Source organism: Pseudomonas sp. Leaf58, assembly GCF_003627215.1.
In the GTDB taxonomy this organism is placed as follows: Bacteria; Pseudomonadota; Gammaproteobacteria; order Pseudomonadales; family Pseudomonadaceae; genus Aquipseudomonas.
This window is the reverse complement of the sequence record NZ_CP032677.1, coordinates 4,775,109-4,796,583: the sequence shown is the minus strand read 5'-3', so window position 1 is coordinate 4,796,583 and position 21,475 is coordinate 4,775,109. Positions and strand designations below refer to the sequence as shown.

At 64.5% G+C, this 21,475-nt stretch carries 21 protein-coding genes; 5 read left to right on the top strand and 16 right to left on the bottom strand.

Going from position 1 to position 21,475, the window contains the following annotated elements; translation table 11 throughout:
* Positions 1 to 153: 153 nt before the first annotated feature.
* The 3 genes from DV532_RS22325 to DV532_RS22315 all read left to right on the top strand — a co-directional run bounded on the left by DV532_RS22325 (position 154) and on the right by DV532_RS22315 (position 2,372).
* The gene (locus DV532_RS22325; protein WP_056794742.1) at positions 154 to 942 is read left to right on the top strand and encodes a helix-turn-helix transcriptional regulator; all 789 of its coding nucleotides are present in this window, start codon (positions 154 to 156) and stop codon (positions 940 to 942) included.
* 63 nt (positions 943 to 1,005) lie between these two features.
* Positions 1,006 to 1,293 carry a PsiF family protein gene (locus DV532_RS22320; protein ID WP_056794745.1) on the top strand — a complete coding sequence of 96 codons (288 nt, stop codon included), beginning with the start codon at positions 1,006 to 1,008 and terminating at the stop codon, positions 1,291 to 1,293.
* A 71-nt stretch (positions 1,294 to 1,364) separates the two neighbouring features.
* Complete coding sequence (locus DV532_RS22315) at positions 1,365 to 2,372, top strand: AI-2E family transporter (RefSeq protein WP_056794747.1); 1,008 nt, start codon at positions 1,365 to 1,367, stop codon at positions 2,370 to 2,372.
* A gap of 36 nt (positions 2,373 to 2,408) precedes the next feature.
* Here DV532_RS22315 and DV532_RS22310 read toward each other — a convergent pair whose 3' ends face one another.
* Positions 2,409 to 3,680, bottom strand: coding sequence for an Hsp70 family protein (locus DV532_RS22310; protein ID WP_056794750.1), 1,272 nt, complete (start codon positions 3,678 to 3,680; stop codon positions 2,409 to 2,411).
* Positions 3,681 to 3,844: 164 nt separating this feature from the next.
* On the opposite strand from DV532_RS22310, the gene cbpA reads away from it, so the two are divergent.
* Together cbpA and DV532_RS22300 are read left to right on the top strand one after the other, a co-directional pair.
* On the top strand, positions 3,845 to 4,798 hold the full coding sequence (cbpA, locus tag DV532_RS22305) for a curved DNA-binding protein (protein ID WP_056794752.1): 954 nt from the start codon (positions 3,845 to 3,847) through the stop codon (positions 4,796 to 4,798).
* A 2-nt stretch (positions 4,799 to 4,800) separates the two neighbouring features.
* Entirely contained in the window at positions 4,801 to 5,106 is a 306-nt protein-coding gene (locus DV532_RS22300; protein WP_056794755.1) for a chaperone modulator CbpM, read from the top strand.
* 126 nt (positions 5,107 to 5,232) lie between these two features.
* On the opposite strand, the gene DV532_RS22295 is transcribed toward DV532_RS22300, so the two are convergent.
* The 15 genes from DV532_RS22295 to DV532_RS22225 all read right to left on the bottom strand — a co-directional run bounded on the left by DV532_RS22295 (position 5,233) and on the right by DV532_RS22225 (position 21,436).
* Positions 5,233 to 5,748 carry a GNAT family N-acetyltransferase gene (locus DV532_RS22295; protein ID WP_056794757.1) on the bottom strand — a complete coding sequence of 172 codons (516 nt, stop codon included), beginning with the start codon at positions 5,746 to 5,748 and terminating at the stop codon, positions 5,233 to 5,235.
* Between the two features lie 31 nt (positions 5,749 to 5,779).
* On the bottom strand, positions 5,780 to 6,478 hold the full coding sequence (urtE, locus tag DV532_RS22290; protein WP_056794759.1) for an urea ABC transporter ATP-binding subunit UrtE: 699 nt from the start codon (positions 6,476 to 6,478) through the stop codon (positions 5,780 to 5,782).
* A gap of 146 nt (positions 6,479 to 6,624) precedes the next feature.
* Complete coding sequence (gene urtD, locus DV532_RS22285) at positions 6,625 to 7,482, bottom strand: urea ABC transporter ATP-binding protein UrtD (protein WP_056794763.1); 858 nt, start codon at positions 7,480 to 7,482, stop codon at positions 6,625 to 6,627.
* On the bottom strand, positions 7,479 to 8,558 hold the full coding sequence (urtC, locus tag DV532_RS22280) for an urea ABC transporter permease subunit UrtC (RefSeq protein ID WP_056794765.1): 1,080 nt from the start codon (positions 8,556 to 8,558) through the stop codon (positions 7,479 to 7,481). The genes urtD and urtC overlap by 4 nt, the downstream gene beginning before the upstream one ends.
* Complete coding sequence (gene urtB / locus DV532_RS22275) at positions 8,558 to 10,087, bottom strand: urea ABC transporter permease subunit UrtB (protein ID WP_372339978.1); 1,530 nt, start codon at positions 10,085 to 10,087, stop codon at positions 8,558 to 8,560. The genes urtC and urtB overlap by 1 nt, the downstream gene beginning before the upstream one ends.
* Before the next feature lie 97 nt (positions 10,088 to 10,184).
* Entirely contained in the window at positions 10,185 to 11,450 is a 1,266-nt protein-coding gene (gene urtA / locus DV532_RS22270) for an urea ABC transporter substrate-binding protein (protein WP_056794771.1), read from the bottom strand.
* A 188-nt stretch (positions 11,451 to 11,638) separates the two neighbouring features.
* Complete coding sequence (gene cycA / locus DV532_RS22265; RefSeq protein ID WP_056794774.1) at positions 11,639 to 13,045, bottom strand: D-serine/D-alanine/glycine transporter; 1,407 nt, start codon at positions 13,043 to 13,045, stop codon at positions 11,639 to 11,641.
* Positions 13,046 to 13,278: 233 nt separating this feature from the next.
* On the bottom strand, positions 13,279 to 14,646 hold the full coding sequence (locus DV532_RS22260; RefSeq protein ID WP_056794777.1) for a PepSY domain-containing protein: 1,368 nt from the start codon (positions 14,644 to 14,646) through the stop codon (positions 13,279 to 13,281).
* 58 nt (positions 14,647 to 14,704) lie between these two features.
* Entirely contained in the window at positions 14,705 to 16,771 is a 2,067-nt protein-coding gene (locus tag DV532_RS22255) for a TonB-dependent copper receptor (protein WP_056794779.1), read from the bottom strand.
* A gap of 67 nt (positions 16,772 to 16,838) precedes the next feature.
* Entirely contained in the window at positions 16,839 to 17,270 is a 432-nt protein-coding gene (locus DV532_RS22250; protein WP_056794784.1) for a DUF2946 domain-containing protein, read from the bottom strand.
* Between the two features lie 23 nt (positions 17,271 to 17,293).
* Entirely contained in the window at positions 17,294 to 17,779 is a 486-nt protein-coding gene (locus DV532_RS22245) for a copper chaperone PCu(A)C (protein ID WP_056794788.1), read from the bottom strand.
* 47 nt (positions 17,780 to 17,826) lie between these two features.
* Positions 17,827 to 18,216, bottom strand: coding sequence for a DUF2946 domain-containing protein (locus DV532_RS22240; RefSeq protein WP_056794791.1), 390 nt, complete (start codon positions 18,214 to 18,216; stop codon positions 17,827 to 17,829).
* 205 nt (positions 18,217 to 18,421) lie between these two features.
* Positions 18,422 to 19,141: a cobalt-precorrin-6A reductase gene (locus tag DV532_RS22235; protein WP_056794795.1), complete on the bottom strand. Its 720-nt coding sequence runs from the start codon at positions 19,139 to 19,141 to the stop codon at positions 18,422 to 18,424.
* A complete protein-coding gene (locus DV532_RS22230; protein WP_056794798.1) occupies positions 19,138 to 20,232 on the bottom strand; it encodes a cobalt-precorrin-5B (C(1))-methyltransferase in 1,095 nt (364 codons plus the stop codon). The genes DV532_RS22235 and DV532_RS22230 overlap by 4 nt, the downstream gene beginning before the upstream one ends.
* Positions 20,225 to 21,436, bottom strand: a complete 1,212-nt coding sequence (locus DV532_RS22225) for a bifunctional cobalt-precorrin-7 (C(5))-methyltransferase/cobalt-precorrin-6B (C(15))-methyltransferase (protein WP_056794801.1) — start codon at positions 21,434 to 21,436, stop codon at positions 20,225 to 20,227. The genes DV532_RS22230 and DV532_RS22225 overlap by 8 nt, the downstream gene beginning before the upstream one ends.
* Between the last annotated feature and the right edge of the window lie 39 nt (positions 21,437 to 21,475).

The following is a 21,475-nucleotide window of genomic DNA, read 5'->3' as shown; positions in this document are numbered from 1 at the left end:
TACTCGTTATGGGCTGGTGGGGCTGCTGTGCAGCCCTTCGCGGGCACGCCCGCTCCTACAAGGGAGCGCGCAGGCCCGATTGCAGCCATTATCAACTGTCTGTCCATGTGCCTATACTTCTATCCAGACAACCCGCCCCGAAAAACAGTCAGCATGCAGCGCAAATACCTCGACATCCCACAGTTCAGCCAACTCCCGGCCCCGGTGTACTTTCGCCACGACGAGTTCGGTGCCGACACCCACAGTGCCCTGCATCGCCACGATTGGGGGCAGCTCAACTACACCGCCCACGGCGTGATGCAGCTGGAAGTGGCGGGCCAGCGCTTCTTGTCGCCGCCGCACTACGCCGTGTGGGTGCCGCCCGATACCGAGCATGGCTGCTACAACCCACAGGCCATCGTCTACCGTTCGGTCTACCTGGAGCGCAGCCTGTGCGCCGCGCTGCCGCAGCAAGCGTGCAGCCTGATGATCAGCGACATCCTCAAGGCCATCCTCGCCGACTTCGCCCGGCGCGAACTGCGCAGGGCCGAGACTGAGCGCGACCAGCGCCTGGTGCAGGTACTGCTCGACCAGTTACTGCTGGCGCCCACCCAGGCCTGCTACTTGCCCTTTGCCCACAGCGATGGCCTGCGCCAAGTGCTCGACGCCCTTGGCGCCGAGCCCGGCGACAACCGCCCGCTGGCCGACTGGGCCGCCCTGGTGCATGTCAGCGAGCGCACCTTGGCCCGCCAGTTCTTGCGGGAACTGGGCATCAGCTTTGGTGAATGGCGCCTGCGTCTGCGCTTTTTGCGTGCCATCGAAGCGCTGGAAGCCGGCTTGCCGATCCAGGCCATCGCTTTCGACCTGGGCTACAGCAGCGCATCGGCTTTCATCGCCATGTTCCAGCGCCAGGCGCAGTGCACCCCCGAGCAATATCGCCGGCAGGCGCGGCCAGGGCGCTAGCAATTCTTGGCTACACTCATTTCGACCCCCGTGCATCGAGCGCGGAGCCAAGGAGACCACTCCATGAAAGTGCTGCAAATCCCCCTACTGGTGTTGGCGGTGTTGTTCAGTGCCCAAGGCTTCGCTGCCAATACCGCGCAGCAGGAAAAGATGAAAACCTGCAATGCCGACGCCACCACCAAAGCCCTCAAGGGCGATGAGCGCAAAGCGTTCATGAGTACCTGCCTGAAGAAGGAGATGCCACAAACTCAGCAAGAGAAGATGAAAACCTGCAACGTCGACGCCACCACCAAAGCCTTGAAGGGGGATGAGCGCAAAGCGTTCATGAGCGACTGCCTGAAGAAGAAATGACCTGCGCCTATGCCTGCAGGCGTAAGGCTGGCAGACTGCGGGTCTTTCCTGTTGTCTGCCGCTGAGGCTGTATGACCTTCACCCCTCGCCAGGTCACCCTGGCCAGCTGGATCATCGTGTTTGCCGGCCTGTTGCTGGCGCTGCCCCTGAAATTGCTGCCAAGCCTGCTAGCCGGCCTGCTGGTGTTCGAGCTGGTCAACATGCTTACCCCACGTTTGCAGCCGCTGATTGCCGGGCAACGTGCCCGTTGGCTGGCCGTAGCCTTGCTCGGCACACTGGTGGTCAGCACCCTGACCCTGCTGATTGCCGGTGCCTTCAGCTTCTTGCTGCACGAGGCAGAAAACCCTGGGGCCTCGCTGGACAAGTTCATGGCCCTGGTGGAGCGTGCCCGCGGCCAGCTACCACCGTTCATCGAGGGCTACCTGCCGGCCAGTGCGGCGGAATTCAAGGTGGCCATCGGCGACTGGATCAAGAGCCACCTTAGCGACCTGCAGTTGGTGGGCAAGGGCATGGCGCACATGTTCGTCACCCTGCTGATCGGCATGATTCTTGGCGCCATCGTCGCCTTGCAGCGCATTCCCGATATTTCCCGGCGCAAGCCGCTGGCGGCGGCGCTGTTCGAGCGCCTGAGCCTGCTGGTGAAGGCGTTTCGCAACATCGTCTTTGCACAGATCAAGATTTCGCTGCTCAACACCACCTTCACTGGCATCTTCCTGGCGGTGGTGCTGCCGATGTTCGGCGTGCACCTGCCGCTGACCAAGACGCTGATCGTGCTGACCTTCTTGCTGGGCCTGCTGCCGGTGATCGGCAACCTGATGTCGAATACCCTGATCACCATTGTTGGCCTGTCGCTGTCGGTCTGGGTGGCGGCCGCGGCGCTGGGTTACTTGATTGTTATCCACAAGGTCGAGTACTTCCTCAACGCGCGGATCGTCGGTGGGCAGATCAGTGCCAAGGCGTGGGAATTGCTACTGGCGATGCTGGTGTTCGAGGCGGCGTTCGGCTTGCCTGGGGTAGTGGCGGGGCCGATCTATTACGCCTACCTGAAGAGTGAGCTGAAGCGGGCGGAGCTGGTCTGAGAGATTGCTGGGGCTGCAAAGCAGCCCCAAAATAGATCAGGCAGCGCCGTAACGCTTGCGCGCCTCAATGGCCAGCCCGCTACCAATGCTGCCAAAGATGTTGCCTTCCACATGCCGCGCATTCGGCAGCATTGCCGCCACGCTGTTGCGCAGCGCCGGTATGCCGCTGGACCCGCCAGTGAAAAACACCGTGTCGACCTGGCCTTCGCTGACGCCAGCCTTGGCCAGCAGTTCGGTCACGCTACCGCGTACGCGCTCTAGCAGGCTTTCGATCGCCTCCTCAAACAGCACGCGGGTTAGGTCCGCCGTCAACTCAGGCTCGACCCGGCGCAGGTCGATACGGCGGCTGTCGTGTTCGGTCAGCTCGATCTTGCTGGCCTCCACCTCCATCGCCAGCCAGTGCCCGGCACGTTGCTCGATCAGTTTGAACAGGCGGTCGATGCCGAAGCTGTCCTCGATGTCGTAGCGCATGCTGCCTAGGGCCAGCTGCGACTTCTGCGAGTACAGGGCGTTGATGGTGTGCCAGGTGGCCAGGTTGAGGTGGTAGCTGGTGGGCATCAGCGCGCCACTCTTCATGCGGCTGCCATAGCCGAACAGCGGCATCACACCCTGCAGGCTCAGCTGCTTGTCGAAGTCGGTACCGCCGATGTGCACGCCGCCGGTGGCGAGGATGTCGCTCTGGCGTTCGGCGATCAAGTGGCGCTCGGGTGACAGGCGGATCAGGGTAAAGTCCGAGGTACCACCGCCGATATCGACGATCAGCACCAGCTCTTCGCGGCTGATGCTCGACTCGTAGTCGAACGCTGCGGCAATCGGCTCGTACTGGAACGACACGTCCTTGAAGCCGATCTTGCGCGCCACCTCGGCCAGGGTGTCCTCGGCTTCCTGGTCGGCGGCCGGGTCTTCGTCGACGAAGAACACCGGGCGGCCCAGCACCACCTGCTCGAATTCGCGGCCGGCAGCGGCCTCGGCGCGCTTTTTCAGCTCGCCGATGAACATGCCTAGCAGGTCCTTGAACGGCAGGGCGCTGCCCAGCACGCTGGTGTCGTGCTTGATCAGCTTGGAGCCCAGCAGGCTTTTCAGCGAGCGCATCAGGCGGCCTTCGTAGCCTTCCAAGTACTCGTGCAGTGCCAGGCGGCCATACACCGGGCGCCGCTCTTCGATATTGAAGAACACCACCGAGGGCAAGGTGATCTTGCCGTCTTCCAAGGCAATCAACGATTCCACGCCTGGGCGGTGCCAGCCGACCGTGGAGTTGGAGGTGCCAAAGTCGATGCCCAGGGCGCGGGCCGGGGATACGTCGGACATGGGGAAAAAGCTTCCGGAGGCAAAACGGCCGCGCAGTGTATGCCAGTTGGCTACAGAATCAAGACCAGTCGTCTGCCATGGCGCAAACCCAAGGCGGTCTTGAAAGGCTATGCTTGACCCCTATCTTCAGTTGCAACACGCACTTTCACATTGGTGATCCAACGATGGACTTCAAAGACTATTACAAGATACTTGGCGTAGAGCCCACGGCGGACGACAAGGCGATCAAGGCCGCGTACCGCAAGCTGGCGCGCAAGTATCACCCCGATGTCAGCAAGGAGCGTGACGCCGAGGACAAATTCAAAGAGGCCAACGAGGCCTATGAAGTACTGGGCGATGCGCAGAAACGTGCCGAATTCGACGAAATCCGCAAATATGGCGGCCAGCACGGGCGGCCGTTCCAGGCGCCGCCGGGTTGGGAAAACCGGGGTGGCGGTGGCGGTTTCGAGGGCGGTGACTTCTCCGACTTCTTCAGCTCGATTTTCGGTGCCCGGGGTGGCAGCCCCTTCGGTGGCGCTCGGCAGCAACAACGCAGTGCCGGCAGGCGGGGGCAGGACGTGGAGCTTGAACTGGCGGTATTCCTTGAAGAGACCCTGAACAAGGAGTCCAAGCAGATCAGCTTCCAGGTGCCGCAAACCAATGCAGCAGGCCAGCGCACCGGCTTCACCACCAAGACCCTGAACGTGAAGATTCCGGCCGGGGTGACTGACGGCGAGCGCATCCGCCTCAAGGGCCAGGGCGCCCCAGGCAGCGGTGGCGGGGCCAACGGCGACCTGTTCCTGACCATCCGCATGGCACCGCACCCGCTGTTCGATGTCGAAGGTCATGACCTGATCATCACCGTGCCGCTGGCGCCGTGGGAGGCTGCATTGGGCGCCAAGGTGGCGGTCCCGACCCTAGACGGCAAGATCAACCTTACCATCCGCCCCGACAGCCAGAGCGGCCAGCGCCTGCGCATACCGGGCAAGGGCCTGGCCACCAAGAGCGGCGAGCGCGGCAACCTTTACGCGCAGCTGAAAGTGGTCATGCCACCCGCATCCGATGAGTCTGCCCGCGAACTGTGGACCAAGCTTTCCGAGAAGGCTGCGTTCAATCCGAGGACACAATGGAGTAAGTGATCATGAGCAGCACCCTGATCGTTCAACTGGACATGCGTACCCTGTGTCAGGAAGCCGATGTTACGGCTGACTGCGTGATCGAAATCGTCGAGCACGGCATTGTCGAACCCTCCGGGCGAACGCCGGAGGAGTGGTTGTTCGACGATCAGGCGCCGTTGCTGACCAGACGGGCGGCGAAGCTGCATCAGGAACTGGAACTGGAGTGGGAAGGGGTGGCCTTGGCGCTGGAGTTGCTGGAGGAAGTGCAGCAGTTGCGCAGCGAGAACAGCATGCTGAGGCAACGGCTGGGCAGGTTTATCCAGCTGTGAGGTTGGCAGGCCCGACCTCTTCGCGGGTAAACCCGCTCCCACAGGTACTGCACAGATCCGGGGAAATGTGCGATCCCTGTGGGAGCGGGGTTACCCGCGAAGAGGCCAGCACAGGCAACATCGGACTCAGGCTGGCTCAGCACCCGGGTTCAGCACCAGCTGCATGAAGGTCAAATCCAGCCAGCGGCCAAACTTCATCCCAACCTGCGGCATCTGCCCGGTCACCACGAAGCCCAAGCGCTCATGCAGGCGAACCGACGCGGCATTACCGCGTTCGATGGCCGCGACCATCACATGTTTGCCGCAACCACGCGCCCGCTCGATCAGCGCCGTCAGCAGCAGCGGCCCCAGGCCTTTGCCACGCTGGTCGCCACGGACATACACCGAATGCTCAACGGTATGGCGAAAGCCCTCGAACGGCCGCCAGTCGCCAAACGAGGCGTAGCCCAGCACACCGCTGTCATCCACCGCCACCAAAATCGGATAGCCCTGCTGCGCTCGCGCGGCGAACCAGGCCTGGCGGTTGGCCAGGTCCACCGGGGTTTCGTTCCAGATGGCCGTGGTGTTGCGCACGGCGTCGTTGTAGATGTCGAGGATCCCCGGCACATCGCTGGGCAGGGCGTCGCGGATTTGGTAACTCATGACAGCGTCTCGCAGGGGCATTGCCTGCAGATTAAATGGTTACCAAGCCGCGTACACCTTCGGCCTGCATGTTTTCGCCACGGCCGCGCTGAATGATCTCGCCACGGGCCATGACCAGGTACTGGTCGGCCAGCGCTTCGGCAAAGTCGTAGAACTGCTCCACCAGCAGGATCGCCATGTCGCCACGCTCGGCCAGGCGGCGGATGACTGCGCCGATTTCCTTGATCACCGAGGGCTGGATGCCTTCGGTCGGTTCGTCGAGGATCAGCAGGCGCGGGCGGCTGGCCAGGGCGCGGCCGATGGCCAGTTGTTGCTGCTGGCCGCCGGACAGGTCACCGCCGCGGCGTTGTTTCATCTGCTCCAGCACCGGGAACAGCTCGTAGATGAAGGCCGGCACTTCGCGGGCTTCACGGGCGGGGAAGCGTGACAGACCCATCAGCAGGTTTTCCTCGACGGTGAGGCGCGGGAAGATTTCGCGGCCCTGGGGGACGTAGGCAATGCCAGCGTGGACCCGTTGCTGGGGCTTGAAGGCGGTGATCGGCTTGCCTTCCCATTCGATGCTACCGTCGCGGGCCGGTACCAGGCCCATCAGGCAGCGCAGCAGGGTGGTCTTGCCCACGCCGTTGCGCCCGAGCAGGCAGGTGACCTCGCCGACCTTGGCTTCGAAGGACAGGCCCCGAAGGATATGACTGCCGCCGTAGTACTGGTGCAGGGTGTCGATCTTGAGCATGTTGGTGTTCCTGAAGGTTTTGCGCTGCCTGTGCCGGCCTTTTCGCGGGTAAACCCGCTCCTACAAAGGAAAGCGCCGCCCGTGGCATTACGCGGTCGATGTAGGAGCGGGTTTACCCGCGAAGAGGCCCGCCCAGGTCTCCATGTCTAGCGGCCCAGATAAACCTCGACCACCCGCTCATCCGCCTGCACTTGCTCCAGCGACCCTTCCGCCAGCACGCTGCCCTGGTGCAGCACGGTCACATGGTCGGCAATGCTGCCGACAAAGCCCATGTCATGCTCCACCACCATCAGCGAATGCGTGCCGGCCAGGCCCTTGAACAGCTCGGCGGTAAACTCGGTCTCGGCATCGGTCATGCCCGCCACTGGCTCATCCAGCAACAGCAATTGCGGCTCCTGCACCAACAGCATGCCGATCTCCAGAAACTGCTTCTGCCCGTGCGACAGCAGCCCGGCCGGGCGCTGGGCCAGGGGCAGCAGGCGCAAGGTGGTCAGCACGTCCTCGATGCGCTGGCGCTGCTCACCACTCAAATGCGCCGCCAGGCTGGCCCACACCGACTTGTCGGTCTTCAGCGCCAGCTCCAGGTTCTCGAACACCGTCAGTGCCTCGAACACCGTGGGCTTCTGGAACTTGCGGCCAATGCCGGCCTGGGCGATCTGGTATTCGCTCATGCGGGTCAGGTCGAGGGTGTCGCCGAAATAGGCCGTGCCGCTGTCGGGGCGGGTCTTGCCGGTGATCACGTCCATCATCGTGGTCTTGCCGGCGCCGTTGGGGCCGATGATGCAGCGCAATTCGCCTACGCCGATGTACAGGTTCAATGCGTTGAGCGCTTTGAAACCATCGAAGCTGACGTTGATGTCCTCCAGGCTCAACACCGTGCCGTGGCGGGTATCCAGCCCAGCCTTGCGGCTGTGGCCCAGGCCAATGGCGTCGCGGCCAGCGCCGAGGTTGTCGAACACCGGTTCCAGCATGAATTCCGGGTGTACCGGGGGCACGCCTCTCATGGCTGGCTCCTTTTCTTCAACAGGCCGACCACGCCCTTGGGCAGGTACAGGGTGACAAGGATGAACAGCGCGCCGAGGAAGAACAGCCAGAACTCCGGAAAGGCCACGGTGAACCAGCTTTTCATGCCATTGACCAGGCCAGCGCCGAGCAGCGGGCCGATCAGCGTGCCGCGCCCGCCCAGGGCTACCCACACGGCGGCTTCAATGGAGTTGGTCGGCGACATTTCGCTGGGGTTGATGATGCCTACTTGCGGCACGTACAGCGCGCCGGCCAGGCCGCACAACACGGCGCTGAGCACCCACACCAGCAGCTTGAAGCCGCGCGGGTCGTAGCCGCAGAACATCAGGCGGTTCTCGGCGTCGCGCACGGCGGTGAGCAGGCGGCCGAACTTGCTGCGGGTTAGCCGCCAGCACAGGTACAGGCTGGCCAGCAGCAGGCCTACCGTCAGCAGGAACAGCACCGCCCGGGTGCCTTGCGCGGTAATGTCGAAGCCAAGGATGGTGCGGAAGTTGGTAAACCCGTTGTTGCCGCCAAAGCCGGTTTCGTTACGGAAGAACAACAGCATGCCGGCGAAGGTCAGGGCCTGGGTCATGATCGAAAAGTACACGCCCTTGATCCGCGAACGGAAGGCGAACCAGCCGAACACCAGCGCCAGCAGCCCCGGCGCCAGCACCACCAGGCACAAAGCCCAGGCGAAATGCTGGGTCCCGGCCCAGTACCAGGGCAGCTCGGTCCACGACAGGAAGGTCATGAACCCCGGCAGGCCGTCACCGGCCGCCTGGCGCATCAGGTACATGCCCATGGCATAGCCGCCGAGGGCAAAGAACAGGCCGTGCCCCAGCGACAGTAGCCCGGCGTAGCCCCAGACCAAGTCCAGAGCCAGGGCGACGATGGCGTAACAGAGGATTTTGCCGACCAGCGTCAGGGTGTAGGCCGAGACTTGCAAAGCGTGGTCCGCTGGCAGCAGCGACAACAGCGGCAGGGCCAGCAGCAGCAGGATGACGACGGTGCCGATGGCCAGCGACAGGCGCGGCCCGGCCTTTTGCGTGGCAGTGACAAGCAGTGGCTGGTTCATCAGTCGATTACCCGTCCCTTGAGGGCGAACAGGCCTTGCGGGCGTTTCTGGATGAACAGAATGATCAACGCAAGGATGAGGATCTTGCCGAGCACGGCGCCGATCTGCGGCTCCAGCAGCTTGTTGGCGATGCCCAGGCCGAACGCCGCCCAGAGGCTGCCGGCCAGCTGACCAACGCCACCCAGCACTACCACCAGGAACGAGTCGATGATGTAGCTCTGGCCCAAGTCCGGGCCGACGTTGCCGACCTGGCTCAGGGCCACGCCGCCAAGCCCGGCGATGCCTGAGCCCAGGCCGAAGGCGAGCATGTCGACGCGCCCGGTGGACACGCCGCAGCAGGCGGCCATGTTGCGGTTTTGCGTGACCGCGCGCACGTTCAGGCCCAGCCGCGTGCGGTTGAGCAGCAGCCAGGTGAGCAGCACCACCGCCAGGGCGAAGCCGATGATGACCAGGCGGTTATACGGTAGCACCAGGTTGGGTAGCAGCTGGATGCCGCCGGAAAGCCACGCCGGGTTGCTGACTTCGACGTTCTGCGCACCAAACAGCAGGCGGATGGCCTGGATCAGGATCAGGCTGATGCCCCAGGTGGCCAGCAGGGTTTCCAGTGGGCGGCCATACAGGTGGCGGATCACCGTGCGCTCCAGCGCCATGCCGACCCCGGCACTGACGGCGAAGGCCACCGGCAGGGCGATCAATGGGTAGAACTCGATGGCGCCCGGGGCGTAGCGCTGCAGCAGCACCTGGACCATGTAGGTGCTATAGGCGCCAAGCATTAGCATTTCGCCGTGGGCCATGTTGATCACCCCGAGCAGGCCGAAAGTGATCGCCAGGCCGAGCGCCGCCAGCAGCAGGATCGAACCCAGCGACAAACCGCTGAAGGCCTGGCCGAGCAGTTCGCCGACCAGCAGTTTGCGCTTGACCTGGGCCAGGCTGGTTTCGGCGGCGGTGCGCACGCCGGGGTTGGTTTCGGCGTCGGGTTGCAGCAGCGCTTCGAGGCGGGTGCGGGCCAATGGATCCCCGGTTTCACCCAGCAGGCGCACAGCGGCCAGGCGTACTGCCGGCTCGCTGGCGCCCAGTTGCAGGTTGGCCAGGGCCAGGCCCAGGGCGGCATGCACGGCGGCGTCCGGCTCGCTGGCGAAGCGCCCGTCGAGGAAGGCCATTTGTGCGGGTTGTGCGGTTTTTTGTAGCTGCTGGGCAGCGGCCAGGCGGGTGTCGCGGTTGTCGCTGAGCAGCTGGTGGCTGGCCAAGGCATTGTCGATCAGGCCGCGCAGGCGGTTGTTCAGGCGCACCTTGCGGCTGTCGTCGGCGGCGATGCGGCCTTGGCGCAGGTTGTCCAGCAGCGGCAGGCGCGCGGCATCGGGTTGCGCCGCCCAGCCTTCGAGCAGGCGGGCTTGCTCGGCGGGCTTGGCGGTGAGGAAGAAATCGCCCTCGCTGGCCTGGGTTGCCAGGGGCAGCAGGAGCAGGAGGGAGAGCAGGAGTCTGAGCATGCGAGTAATCCTGGAAATCGGCGGTGGATTCTTCGCGGGCATGCCCGCTCCCACAGGCTTTGTGCTGGTCTTGAACACTGTATGGTCCCTGTGGGAGCGGGCGTGCCCGCGAATGGGCTGCAAAGCAGCCCCAGTGCACTCAGTTACCTTTCACTGCATAGTCCGGGCGCTTGTCGTTGCCCGGAATGAACGGGCTCCATGGCTGCGCCCGCAGCGGTTGTTCGGTTTCCCACACCACGCTGAACTGCCCGTCATCCTGGATTTCGCCGATCATCACCGGCTTGTGCAGGTGGTGGTTGGTCTTGTCCATGGTCAGGGTGAAGCCCGACGGTGCCTTGAAGCTTTGCCCGGCCAGCGCCTCACGGACCTTGTCAACGTCAGTGGACTTGGCTTTCTCCACCGCCTGCGCCCACATGTGGATACCCACGTAGGTGGCTTCCATCGGGTCATTGGTCACCGCCTTGTCGGCGCCCGGCAGGCCCTTGGCCTTGGCGTAGGCCTTCCAGTCGGCGACGAACTTCTGGTTCACCGGGTTATCCACCGATTCAAAGTAATTCCACGCGGCCAGGTGGCCCACCAGCGGCTGGGTGTCGATGCCACGCAGCTCTTCTTCACCTACCGAAAACGCCACCACTGGCACGTCGGTGGCTTTCAGCCCTTGGTTGGCCAGTTCCTTGTAGAACGGCACGTTGGAGTCACCGTTGACGGTGGAGATGACTGCGGTCTTACCGCCGGCGGAGAACTTCTTGATGTTGGCGACGATGGTTTGGTAATCGGCGTGGCCGAACGGCGTGTACACCTCTTCGATGTCCTTGTCGGCCACGCCCTTGCTGTGCAGGAAGGCGCGCAGGATCTTGTTGGTGGTGCGCGGGTAGACGTAGTCGGTGCCCAGCAGGAAGAAGCGTTTGGCGTTGCCGCCGTCTTCGCTCATCACATATTCCACCGCAGGGATGGCCTGCTGGTTGGGGGCGGCGCCGGTGTAGAACACATTCGGCGACATCTCTTCACCCTCGTACTGCACCGGGTAGAACAGCAGCCCATTGAGCTCTTCGAACACCGGCAGCACCGACTTGCGTGACACCGAGGTCCAGCAGCCGAACACCACGGCGACCTTGTCCTGGGTCAGCAGCTGGCGGCTTTTTTCGGCGAACAGCGGCCAGTTGGAGGCAGGGTCCACCACCACGGGTTCGAGCAGCTTGCCGTTCACGCCGCCCTTGGCGTTGATCTGCTCGATGGTCATCAGCGCCATGTCCTTGAGGGAGGTCTCGGAAATGGCCATGGTCCCCGACAGCGAATGCAGGATGCCGACCTTGATGGTCTCGGCGGCCTGGATGCTCCAGCTCAGGCCCATTGCGGCGATCGATGCGCTGAGGGTAAAGGCCTTGATCAGACTGCGACGCTTCATGTGCTCTCTCCGCTGAGTTTTTTATGGTGTTGGGCAAGCGGGGAGGGGCGTTGCAAGGGGTGTGCCTAGTGGTTTGAGGCCTGTAATAGAGGGGTTGTGCGAGGTGGTGGGGCGTTGCTTGGATCCAGGTTGGTGCCTGGTGGATGGGTGTGCACAGGATTGGGGCTGCAACGCAGCCCCCGAGGCCATCAGCCGTTACGCACAGCCGTGCGCGGCTGGCGCTTGCTACGCACGAACTGGTAGGTCACCGCCAGCAGCACGAACCAGATCGGTGTCACCAGCAACGCTGCGCGGGTATCGTCTTCCAGGCTCAGCAACACCAGGATGAAGGCAAAGAACACCAGGCACACGTAGCACATGAAGCGCCCGCCCGGCATCTTGTACTTCGATGCTTGATGCAGCGCCGCACGGTGCTTGCGGTATTGCAGGTACGACAGCAGGATCAGCGTCCAGACGAACATGAACAACACCGCCGAAACGGTGGTGATCAGGGTGAATGCCTCGATCACGTTGGGTATCAGGTAGATCATCACTGCCCCCAGCAGCAGGCAGGTGCAGGAGAAGTACAGCCCGTTGGCCGGTACCGAGCGACTCGACAGTTTTTCGAACGCCCTGGGTGCGTCGCCTTCCTGTGACAGGCCGTAGAGCATGCGGCTGGTGGAGAACACGCCGCCATTGGCCGACGAGGCTGCCGAGGTCAGCACCACGAAGTTGATGACGCTCGCCGCTGCCGGCAGGCCAGCCAGCACGAACAGCTCAACGAACGGGCTTTTGCCTGGCACCACGTCGCGCCATGGGGTCACCGCCATGATGGCGATCAACGCCAATACATAGAACATGATGATGCGGATCGGGATCGAGTTGATCGCCCGCGGCAGGGTGCGCTCGGGGTTTTTCGCTTCGGCGGCGGTGGTGCCCACCAACTCGATGCCGACAAAGGCGAACACGGCGATCTGGAAACCGGCGAAGAAACCCATCAGCCCGTTGGGGAACATGCCGCCGTCGCTCCACAAGTTTGCCAACTGCGCGGTGCGCCCGCTGGGCGAAGTAAAGCCGCTGATGACCATGTACAGCCCGGTGGCGACCAGGCCGAGAATGGCGACGATCTTGACCAGGGCGAACCAGAACTCCATTTCACCGAACATCTTCACGGTCACCAGGTTCAGCGATAGCAATAGCCCCACGCAGGTGAGCGCGGGTATCCATTGCGGCAGGTCGGGGAACCAGAACTGCGTGTAGGCGGCGATGGCGACCACATCGGCGATGCCGGTGACCACCCAGCAAAACCAGTAGGTCCAGCCGGTGAAGTAGCCGGCCCAGGGCCCGAGCAGGTCAGCTGAAAAGTCGATGAACGACTTGTAATTGAGGTTCGACAGCAGCAGTTCGCCCATCGCGCGCATGACGAAGAACAGCATGAAGCCGATGATCATGTAGACGAAGATGATCGACGGCCCGGCGAGGCTGATGGTTTTGCCCGAGCCCATGAACAGGCCGGTACCGATGGCGCCACCGATGGCGATCAATTGGATGTGGCGGTTGCTCAGGTTGCGTTGCAGATGCTGCTCATCTGGCGGTGTGGTTGAGGTTTGCGTCATAGGCTGCATTCCCTTGTAAGGTCGGGCGTCTTGTCAGAGGTAACCGGCAAGGCTAACACGCACGTTCCAGATCGGCGTGCGACAGATCGACTCGACTTTTGGCTAGCAGCATTTCGCCTGTGCCGGCCTCTTCACGGGTAAACCCGCTCCTACAGGGGCTGCGCTGCCCTCAGGCTGGGCGCAGAACCTGTAGCAGCGGGTTTACCCGCGAAGCGGCCAGGACCGGTCAACGATCAAGCGCTGGCCAGCACCCGGCCGCGCCGTATTACCAGGCTATCGACGGCCCACATCACCACCATCGACACCCCCACCAGCGGGAACATCACCCCCAGCACCAGCATCACCCCAACCGCCGTCTTCCAACGCGGCAGGTCATGGCGCAGTGGCGGTACGCCCAGCCCACCGGCCGGCCGACGCTTCCACCACATCACCAGGCCGCTCACCGAACCCAGCAGGATCATCAGGCACACCAGCAGGATGATGACCTGGTTGAACGCCCCGAACATCTTGCCTTCATGCAGCATCACGCCCAGCTCGGTGGCGCGGGCGACCGGGCTGTAGTCCTGCCAGCGCACGTCGGCCAGCACCTTGCCGGTGTACTGGTCGACATGCAGGGTGGCGTCGTTGCGCGGGTCGTCGGCGAACACGGCGATGGTGAACACGCCGTCAGCCGTGCTCGGTAAGGTGATGCTGTAGCCCGGCTCGACCTGGCGTGCGTTGGCGATGTCTTCGACCTGTTGCACGCTGACCTGCGGCGCTGCGGGCGTGTTCGACATCATGTGGTGCCCGGCGTGTTCGGCGTGTGCGCCGGATTGCGGCATCGGCGTATTTTCCATTGCCCAGGGCACGGTCTGGCGGTGCGCGCTGTTGAGCTCACCTGCCTGCTGGTCCGACTTGGGGACGTCGTTCCACATGGCCGCCGGAAAGCGGTTCCACAGGTCGGCGTATTGTTTGCCCCACAGGCCGGTCCAGGTCATGCCGCTGATTAGCATCAGCAACAGCAACGCCGAGCCCCAAAAGCCGGTTACTGCATGCAGGTCGCGCCAGAACAGCCGGCCGCGCGTCGACAGCCGTGGCCACAGCACGCCAGCGCCGTTGCGCCCGCGCGGCCACCACAGGTACAGGCCTGACACCACCAGCACGATGCCCCAACCCGCAGCCAGCTCTACCAGGCGGTCACCGACCGTGCCGACCATCAGTTCGCCATGCAGGGCGCGGGCGATGGCCTGCAAGTTCTGCTTGGCGTCCTGCGCGCCGAGGAGCTTGCCGCTGTAGGGGTCGACGAACACGTTCAGTTCGCGCCCGCCGTCCTGCACCACGAATTGCGCGCTGCGCTCGGCGTTCAGCGGCGGCAGGTACTGGCCGACGTGGCCTTTGGGATAGGCCTGGCGTACTTCGGCCAGCAGCGTATCGGCGCCCTGTCGATGGTGGCCGGCTTCGACCACCATCAGCTCGCGGTACAGCAGCGGGTCAAGCTGCGGCTTGAACAGGTAGATGATCCCGGTGATTGCCAGCAGGATCATGAACGGGGCCACGAACAGCCCCGCATAGAAGTGCCAACGCCAGGCCAGGTTGTAGAAATTGATGCGTGTTCCTCTCATGGGAACCTCCTGTTTGACCAGCTGATGGGCGCGGCTCAGGCCGCGCCCGTTGTTGTTGTCAGAAGCTGAAGTCGACCTTAGTCCAGAAGGTCCTGCCTGGCTCGTTGACCGGCTGTGGATCGGCAGCCGGGTAGCCAAACCCGGCGTTCCCGGCCAGGTTCAAGTGCTCGGCGTAGTTTTTGTCGAACAGGTTGTCGACCCCCGCGCTGAGCTTGAGGTTGTTGTTCACCTTGTAGGCGCCATTGAGCGAGAACACGCCGAAACCGGCGCTCTTGTCGTAGTCCTTGCCAACCACGTTGCCCTGGTTCTCGGCAATGCGGTTCTGTGCCGCCACCAGTCGCCATAGCGCGCCGGCGCTCCATACATCGCGGCTGTAGGTCAGGCCCAGGCGGCTCTCCAGGGGCGGCATTTGAGGTAGCGCTTTGCCATCACTGCTGTTCTTGCCCCAAGCGTAGGCCAGCGTGGCGTCGGCCTTCCAGTTATCAGTCAGCAAGTAGGCCGCGCCCAGTTCGCCGCCCATGATGCGCGCGTCGATGTTCTGTGCCTGCGAAGTGCTCATGCCCATCATGCCGGTGCGGTAGTCGAACAGGATGTAGTCACGGATCTGCCCTACATAACCCGAGGCCCAGGCTTCCAGGCGCTCGTCGCGGTACTGGATGCCGAAGTCGAGCTGGGTGGTCTTCTCTGGCTTGATACCGTCGAAGGCGTTGGCTGCGCCGGGTGGTGCCAGCTTGGGCGAGAACAGCTCCCAGTAGTCAGGGAAGCGCTGGGCATGGCCGAGGCCGATGTAGGTAGTGGCCGGCACGGCGGCCAGGTCGTGCTCGTAGCGGATGAAGCCGCTGGGCAAGGTGTCGGCGCGGGTATCGCCTTCGGTAGCACTGCCCTGACGGAAGTCGCGGGCCGAGGCACGGTCCAGGCGGGCGCCGGTAATCAACCGATCCTCACCACTGACGTACCAGGTCAACTCGCCGAAGGCGCCGTAGTTGTGGAAGTCGGCGTCCTTGGTCCAGGCCTGGCCCTTGTGCGCATCCACGCCCATGCCGCCGCGCTTGCGATGTTCGTTGGTCTGCGCGTCGATGCCGCTGATCAATTGCACGTCGGCCCAGCGCCAGGTGGCCTTGATGCGTGCGCCGAGCGTGCGGCGGTCGACATTGCTGACCATGGGCATGCCCATCATGCCGCTGCCCGAGGGCGTGCGCAGGCTGTAGTTGTCCATCACGTGGTCGGCATAGTTGTAGTAGACCTGCGCCTCGACCTTGTCGAGCACCTCGCCCAGGTTGGACTTTTCAAAGCGCAGCCCCAGGCTTTCACGTTTGAACTGCGAACCGTCCATGCCGCGCCCGGCATAGCGGGCTTCGCCATCGCCCTTGCCGGCGGTGAGCTCGAGCAAGGTGTCCTGGTCGGGGGTCCAGCCGAGGGCAACATCGCCGTTCCATTTGTCCCAGCGCGACGGCACGGTGTCGTCGTTGCCGTCGTGGTAGTCATCCGAACGCGACTGGTTGCCGACGAAGCGGGCGTAGGCCTGGCTGTTGCCGGCGGCGGCGTCCAGCACCTTGTCGAAACGGCCGTTGGAGCCGGCCAGCAGGCTGGCGTTGACCCGGCTGCCGAGGGGGCCGAACTTCTCCGGCTCGCGGTCGAAGAGGATGGTGCCTGCCGAGCCGCCCGGGCCCCAGATCACGCTTTGCGGGCCTTTGATCACGGTCAGGCGGTCGTAGGTCTCCGGCGAAATGTAGGAGGTGGGGGCGTCCATGCGGTTGGGGCAGGCGCCCAGCATCAGGCCGCCATTGGTGAGGATGTTCAGGCGCGAGCCGAACATGCCGCGCAGTACCGGGTCGCCGTTGGTGCCGCCGGCGCGGATGGCCGAAAAGCCAGGGATGGTCTTCAGGTAGTCGGCGCCGTCGCTGGCCGGCACCGGCTGGCGCGGCTCTTTCGGGTTGGTGACCACGGTCAGCGGCGAGCTCGGGGCCACGGCGGTAATCACCGTCGGGCTCAGCTCGGGGGCGTCGTGCGTATGGCCTTCATGGCCAGGGTCGGCGGCCAGGGCCACGGGTGCCAGCAGTGAGCCGCACACGGCGGCAATGGTCCCACGCAGGGACAGGGCAAAAACAGGGGTGCAGCCGGACATAGTGATTCCAGTCGATCAGTCATGAGTCAGCGCGAAGCCTCCTGGCTCCGTGCGCAAAAATGTGGGTTCAGACGTTGAGCGAGGAAGGTGGGGCGCGGCTGCGCGCGCCGGGGAATACAGCCTGCCGGGCATGGCCCTGGCGCGTGGCCGTAAAGAGGTGGGTGGTGGGGACGAGGCTGCCGGCGCTGAGCGGGCTGAGGGCCTGGGGCAGGGCCGGGCAATTGAACAACAGGCTGCAGTAACCGCACTTTTCCCACATCACATGCAACTGGCCATCGCCAGCCTGGGCGTGATGGGTGTCGTCGCCATGCTGATGGGCTGCCACCATCGGCATGTCCATCGGCATGCTCATGCCGGTGTGGTGCTCCATCGGCATCGACTGGGAAATCAGCGGGCCGATGAAGATCATCCACATGGCGAACAGGCTCAGCCATCCGCCACCGGCGCGCCTGCGGTCAGGGCGGGTGGTAGGGCGGTTGCTGTTGCGCGGCAGGCTCATGGCGAGTGCCTGGGATCAGGTGGTCAGTGCGCGTGTTCGTGAGCTTGCGGCTGGTCCGTCGGCGCCTGCTTCTGCACGGCCACTTCGACGGTGATGTCGCCGGCCTTTTCGAAGTGCAGGGTCAACGGAAAGCGCTTGCCGTCGCTGAGCAGGCTGCGGTCCTTGGGCTGCATCAGCATCACGTGGTAGGCGCCGGGGGCGAACATCACGTCCTTGCCGGCAGGTACCACCACATTGGGCACCTGCTGCATTTTCATGGCACCGCTGGTGCTCATGGCATGCTCGTGCAGCTGTGCGTCATCGCTGATGGGGCTTTCGACGCTCAGCAGGCGGTCGTCGGCTTTGCCGTTGTTGTGCACGACGAAATACGCAGCGACGTTGGGGGCGTTGGGGGGCAACTGCAGCGACCAGGGGTGGGCGATGTGCAGGTCACCCACAGTGTATTCGTGGGCATTGGCAAAGGCGCCAGGCAGCAGCAGGGCGGCCATGACGAGGGCGTGCTTGAGCATGGTGAATCTCCGTTTCTGTTCAGGTTCAGGCAGACAGCGCGATGAACTCAGGCCAGCGGAGAGGCACGGGGGTTGAGCGCAGGCCAAAGTTGGCGCGGCGTGGGTTGGTAGTCGGCGGGTGGCGGCAGCAGCCCGGCGAGCAGTGTCGGCGGGTTGTGCAGCTGTGGCGGGTAGCCAGGCAGGGCTAGCAGCGGCGCGGCACCCGAGCAGCACCAGCAATTCATCATGCTGGCGCTGTCGTCGCTGTGCGGGCCGAGGTCGATCTTGGCCAGGGCCTGGACGTCGACCTTGGCCTTGTTGGCCATGCTGGAGCAGAAAGCCCCCCACAGCAGCTGCTCGGCCGGGCCCTTGGGCGCGGCAGAGGACAGCGGCATGGCCAGCAGGTTGAACAGCACTGCAAGGCAGGCTATCCAGGCGATGTGCCGACGTGGGGGCATGGAGAGATCCGGTCAGGAATCGTGGTGGGTATTGTAAGGCCGAGTATAGGTAAAAATGGCGGGGTGCGGTGAAGTGACGCAGATTGCCAGTTGAAGCGGTGTCGCGTGCTTCGCGGACAAGCCCGCCCCCCTAGGGCAGCGAGGTCTGCTCAGGCTGATGACGGCGCCCGGATGACACGGGCGGCGCGCTTGCGACAGTTTGTTATTACAGGTCGAATGCTGCAGCCAGCTCAGCCAGCGATTCGAATACCCGGTCCACCTCCGGCAGTACCGGGCGCTTCAGGACCAGCACCGGCACGCCAAGCTCACGCGCCACCTCCAGCTTTGGCTCGGTTGCCACGCTGCCGCTGTTCTTGCTGATCAGCACATCGATCCTGCGGCGCTGGAACAATGCCCGTTCATCCTCGATATGGAATGGGCCACGCGCGCCAATCACTTCGCAACGCGCGTTACCAGGGCAGGCCTCCAGTGCCCGTAAGGTCCAGAACTGCTCTGGCGGAATCTCATGCAGATGTTGCAGCGGCTCACGCCCCAAGGTGAACAGCGGCCTGCGGAACGGCTTGAGCGCGTCGATCAAACCGGCCCAGTCCTCGACCTCGCGCCAGTCGTCCCCCGCTTGAGCCTGCCAGGCCGGGCGGCGCAAGGCCCAGCAGGGGATACCCACACTGCGTGCAGCGCTGACGGCATTGCGGCTGATCTGCGCGGCGTAGGGGTGGGTGGCATCGACCAGCAGCGTGATAGCCGCCTCGCGTAGGTAGTGGGCCAGGCCTTCGGCGCCGCCAAAGCCGCCAACCCGAACCTGGCAGTGCAGGTCGTGCGGCACGCGGCCAATGCCCGCCAGGCTGTAGATGTGCTGTGGGCCCAGGCGGCGGGCGATGGCCAGGGCTTCGGTGACCCCGCCCAGCAGCAGGATGCGCTCGTTCATTGCCCGCCCGCCCGCCCGACAATGCCGCCCTGGCGGTCGATGGCGAACACCTCCACCTGCACCTGCGCCGGTACCACGCTGCGGGCAAAGGCCAGGGCGTGGGCGCACACCGCGTCGCCCAGGGCGATCCCAGCAGCATGCGCCAGCGCCAGGGCTTGCTGGCTGGTGTTGGCCGCCATGATTGCCGCCTGCAGCGCTTGGTCAGCGCCGATGTCCGCGGCCCAGCCGGCCAGTTGCGGCAAGTCGATGCTGGAGTGACGGCTGTGCAGGTCCATGTGCCCGGCGGCCAGTTTGCTGATCTTGCCAAAACCGCCGCACAGGGTCAGGCGTGGCACCGGCACCTTGCGCAGGTGCTTGAGCACCGCGCCGACGAAATCGCCCATTTCGATCAGGGCGATTTCCGGCAGCCCGTATACCCGGCGCATGGTGTCTTCGCTGGCGTTGCCGGTGCACGCGGCGATGTGCGTGTAGCCGTTGGTGTGGGCCACGTCGATGCCTTGGTGGATCGAGGCAATGTAAGCCGCACATGAGAAAGGCCGGACGATGCCGCTGGTACCAAGGATCGACAGCCCGCCGAGGATGCCCAGACGCGGGTTCATGGTCTTCAGTGCCAGCTGTTCGCCGCCCTGCACATTGACCGTGACCTCGAAGCCACCGGGAAAGCCGCATTCGGCGGCCAGCTGTTGCAGGTGTTCGCTGATCATGCGCCGCGGCACCGGGTTGATGGCCGGCTCACCCACCGCTAGCACCAGCCCCGGGCGGGTCACGGTGCCGACGCCGGTGCCGGCGACAAAACGGATGCCTGGTTCGGCCAGCAGGCGCACCTGGCTGTAGAGCAGGGCGCCGTGGGTTACGTCGGGGTCGTCGCCAGCGTCCTTGAGCGTGCCGGCTTCGGCGCTTTCGCCCGCCAGGCGGCAGAACTCCAGGCGCATCTGCACCACCTTGCCCTTGGGTAGGGTGATGCTGACGGCATCGCTGCTTATGCCGCGCAACAGCAAGCGGGCGGCTGCCAGGCTGGTGGCTGTGGCGCAGCTACCGGTGGTCAGGCCGCTGCGCAGGGGGGCGGGCTGTTCGCGGGTTTCTTCACGCATTGGCGGGTTTCACCACGTCCAGCAGGGTGATTGGCAGTGCCTGGCGCCAGGTGTCGAACGCGCCCAAGGGCTGGGCATGGGCGACATGGATGCGGGTCAGCTCGCCGCCATGGCGTTCGCGGAAATGCGCCAGGGCGAGTTCGCTTTGCAGGGTCACGGCGTTGGCCACCAGCCGGCCGCCGGGGCGCAGGTTGGCCCAGCACAGGTCGAGTAGCCCTTCACGAGTGACGCCGCCGCCAATGAACACCGCATCCGGTTGCTCCAGGCCTGCCAACGCCGCTGGCGCCTTGCCGCGGACCAGTTGCAGGCCGGGTACACCCAGCGTATCGCGGTTGTGTTCGATGAAGCTCTGGCGGCCTTCATCGGCTTCGATGGCCAGGGCGCGGCAGGCCGGGTGGGCGCGCATCCATTCGATGCCGATCGAACCGCAGCCTGCGCCCACGTCCCACAAAAGTTCACCGGGCTGTGGCGCCAAGCGCGCCAGGGTGATGGCGCGGACGTCGCGTTTGGTTAGCTGGCCGTCATGCCGGAAGGCGCTGTCTGGTAACCCGGCCAGCCGGTGCAGGCGTGGCGCGTCGGGGGCGGCCAGGCATTCGATGGCTACCAGGTTGAGTGCGGCGATGCCGCTGTGCGGCCAGGCTTGGGCGGTGCCGGCCAACTCACGTTCCTGCTCGCCACCCAGGTGTTCGAATAGCCGCAGGCGGCTTGGCCCGAAGCCACGCTCGCGCAGTAACGCAGCAATCGCAGCCGGGCTGTCGCCATCGTTGCTCAACACCAGCAGGCGCAGGCCGCTGAACAGGTGGGTATTGAGCGTTGCCAGGGGCCGGGCGACCAGCGACACCACCTGCACGTCCTGCAGCGGCCAGCCCAGGCGGGCAGCGGCCAGGGCGCAGGAGGAGGGCATCGACAGCACGCGCATTTCAGTGGCCGGGACTTGGCGTGCCAGGCTAGCGCCGACGCCGTAGAACATCGGGTCGCCGCTGGCCAGCACACACACCGGTTCGCCGCGCAGGGCCAGCACCGGGGCCAGGGAGAAGGGGCTTGGCCAGCCCAGCCGCTCGCCGGCCACGCAGCGCGGCAGCAAGGCCAGCTGGCGCGGGCTGCCAAAGATCCGGGCAGCGCCCAGCAGCGCGCGCCGGGCCTGCTTGCCCAGGCCGCTGAAGCCGTCTTCGCCGATGCCTACTACTGTCAGCCAGGGTGCCATGTATTTCATTCCGCCATTTTTGGGGCCGCTGCGCGCCCT

Bases quoted from the DNA above. Each gene is read 5' to 3' on its own strand.
- DV532_RS22240 (WP_056794791.1), bottom strand. From the start codon at position 18,216: ATGCCCCCACGTCGGCACATCGCCTGGATAGCCTGCCTTGCAGTGCTG.
- DV532_RS22250 (WP_056794784.1), bottom strand. From the start codon at position 17,270: ATGAGCCTGCCGCGCAACAGCAACCGCCCTACCACCCGCCCTGACCGC.
- DV532_RS22325 (WP_056794742.1), top strand. From the start codon at position 154: ATGCAGCGCAAATACCTCGACATCCCACAGTTCAGCCAACTCCCGGCC.
- DV532_RS22235 (WP_056794795.1), bottom strand. From the start codon at position 19,141: ATGAACGAGCGCATCCTGCTGCTGGGCGGGGTCACCGAAGCCCTGGCC.
- DV532_RS22230 (WP_056794798.1), bottom strand. From the start codon at position 20,232: ATGCGTGAAGAAACCCGCGAACAGCCCGCCCCCCTGCGCAGCGGCCTG.
- DV532_RS22300 (WP_056794755.1), top strand. From the start codon at position 4,801: ATGAGCAGCACCCTGATCGTTCAACTGGACATGCGTACCCTGTGTCAG.
- DV532_RS22295 (WP_056794757.1), bottom strand. From the start codon at position 5,748: ATGAGTTACCAAATCCGCGACGCCCTGCCCAGCGATGTGCCGGGGATC.
- DV532_RS22245 (WP_056794788.1), bottom strand. From the start codon at position 17,779: ATGCTCAAGCACGCCCTCGTCATGGCCGCCCTGCTGCTGCCTGGCGCC.
- DV532_RS22315 (WP_056794747.1), top strand. From the start codon at position 1,365: ATGACCTTCACCCCTCGCCAGGTCACCCTGGCCAGCTGGATCATCGTG.
- DV532_RS22225 (WP_056794801.1), bottom strand. From the start codon at position 21,436: ATGGCACCCTGGCTGACAGTAGTAGGCATCGGCGAAGACGGCTTCAGC.
- urtD (WP_056794763.1), bottom strand. From the start codon at position 7,482: ATGAGAGGCGTGCCCCCGGTACACCCGGAATTCATGCTGGAACCGGTG.
- DV532_RS22255 (WP_056794779.1), bottom strand. From the start codon at position 16,771: ATGTCCGGCTGCACCCCTGTTTTTGCCCTGTCCCTGCGTGGGACCATT.
- urtA (WP_056794771.1), bottom strand. From the start codon at position 11,450: ATGAAGCGTCGCAGTCTGATCAAGGCCTTTACCCTCAGCGCATCGATC.
- DV532_RS22260 (WP_056794777.1), bottom strand. From the start codon at position 14,646: ATGAGAGGAACACGCATCAATTTCTACAACCTGGCCTGGCGTTGGCAC.
- urtC (WP_056794765.1), bottom strand. From the start codon at position 8,558: ATGAACCAGCCACTGCTTGTCACTGCCACGCAAAAGGCCGGGCCGCGC.
- urtB (WP_372339978.1), bottom strand. From the start codon at position 10,087: ATGCCCGCGAAGAATCCACCGCCGATTTCCAGGATTACTCGCATGCTC.
- DV532_RS22320 (WP_056794745.1), top strand. From the start codon at position 1,006: ATGAAAGTGCTGCAAATCCCCCTACTGGTGTTGGCGGTGTTGTTCAGT.
- urtE (WP_056794759.1), bottom strand. From the start codon at position 6,478: ATGCTCAAGATCGACACCCTGCACCAGTACTACGGCGGCAGTCATATC.
- cbpA (WP_056794752.1), top strand. From the start codon at position 3,845: ATGGACTTCAAAGACTATTACAAGATACTTGGCGTAGAGCCCACGGCG.
- cycA (WP_056794774.1), bottom strand. From the start codon at position 13,045: ATGACGCAAACCTCAACCACACCGCCAGATGAGCAGCATCTGCAACGC.
- DV532_RS22310 (WP_056794750.1), bottom strand. From the start codon at position 3,680: ATGTCCGACGTATCCCCGGCCCGCGCCCTGGGCATCGACTTTGGCACC.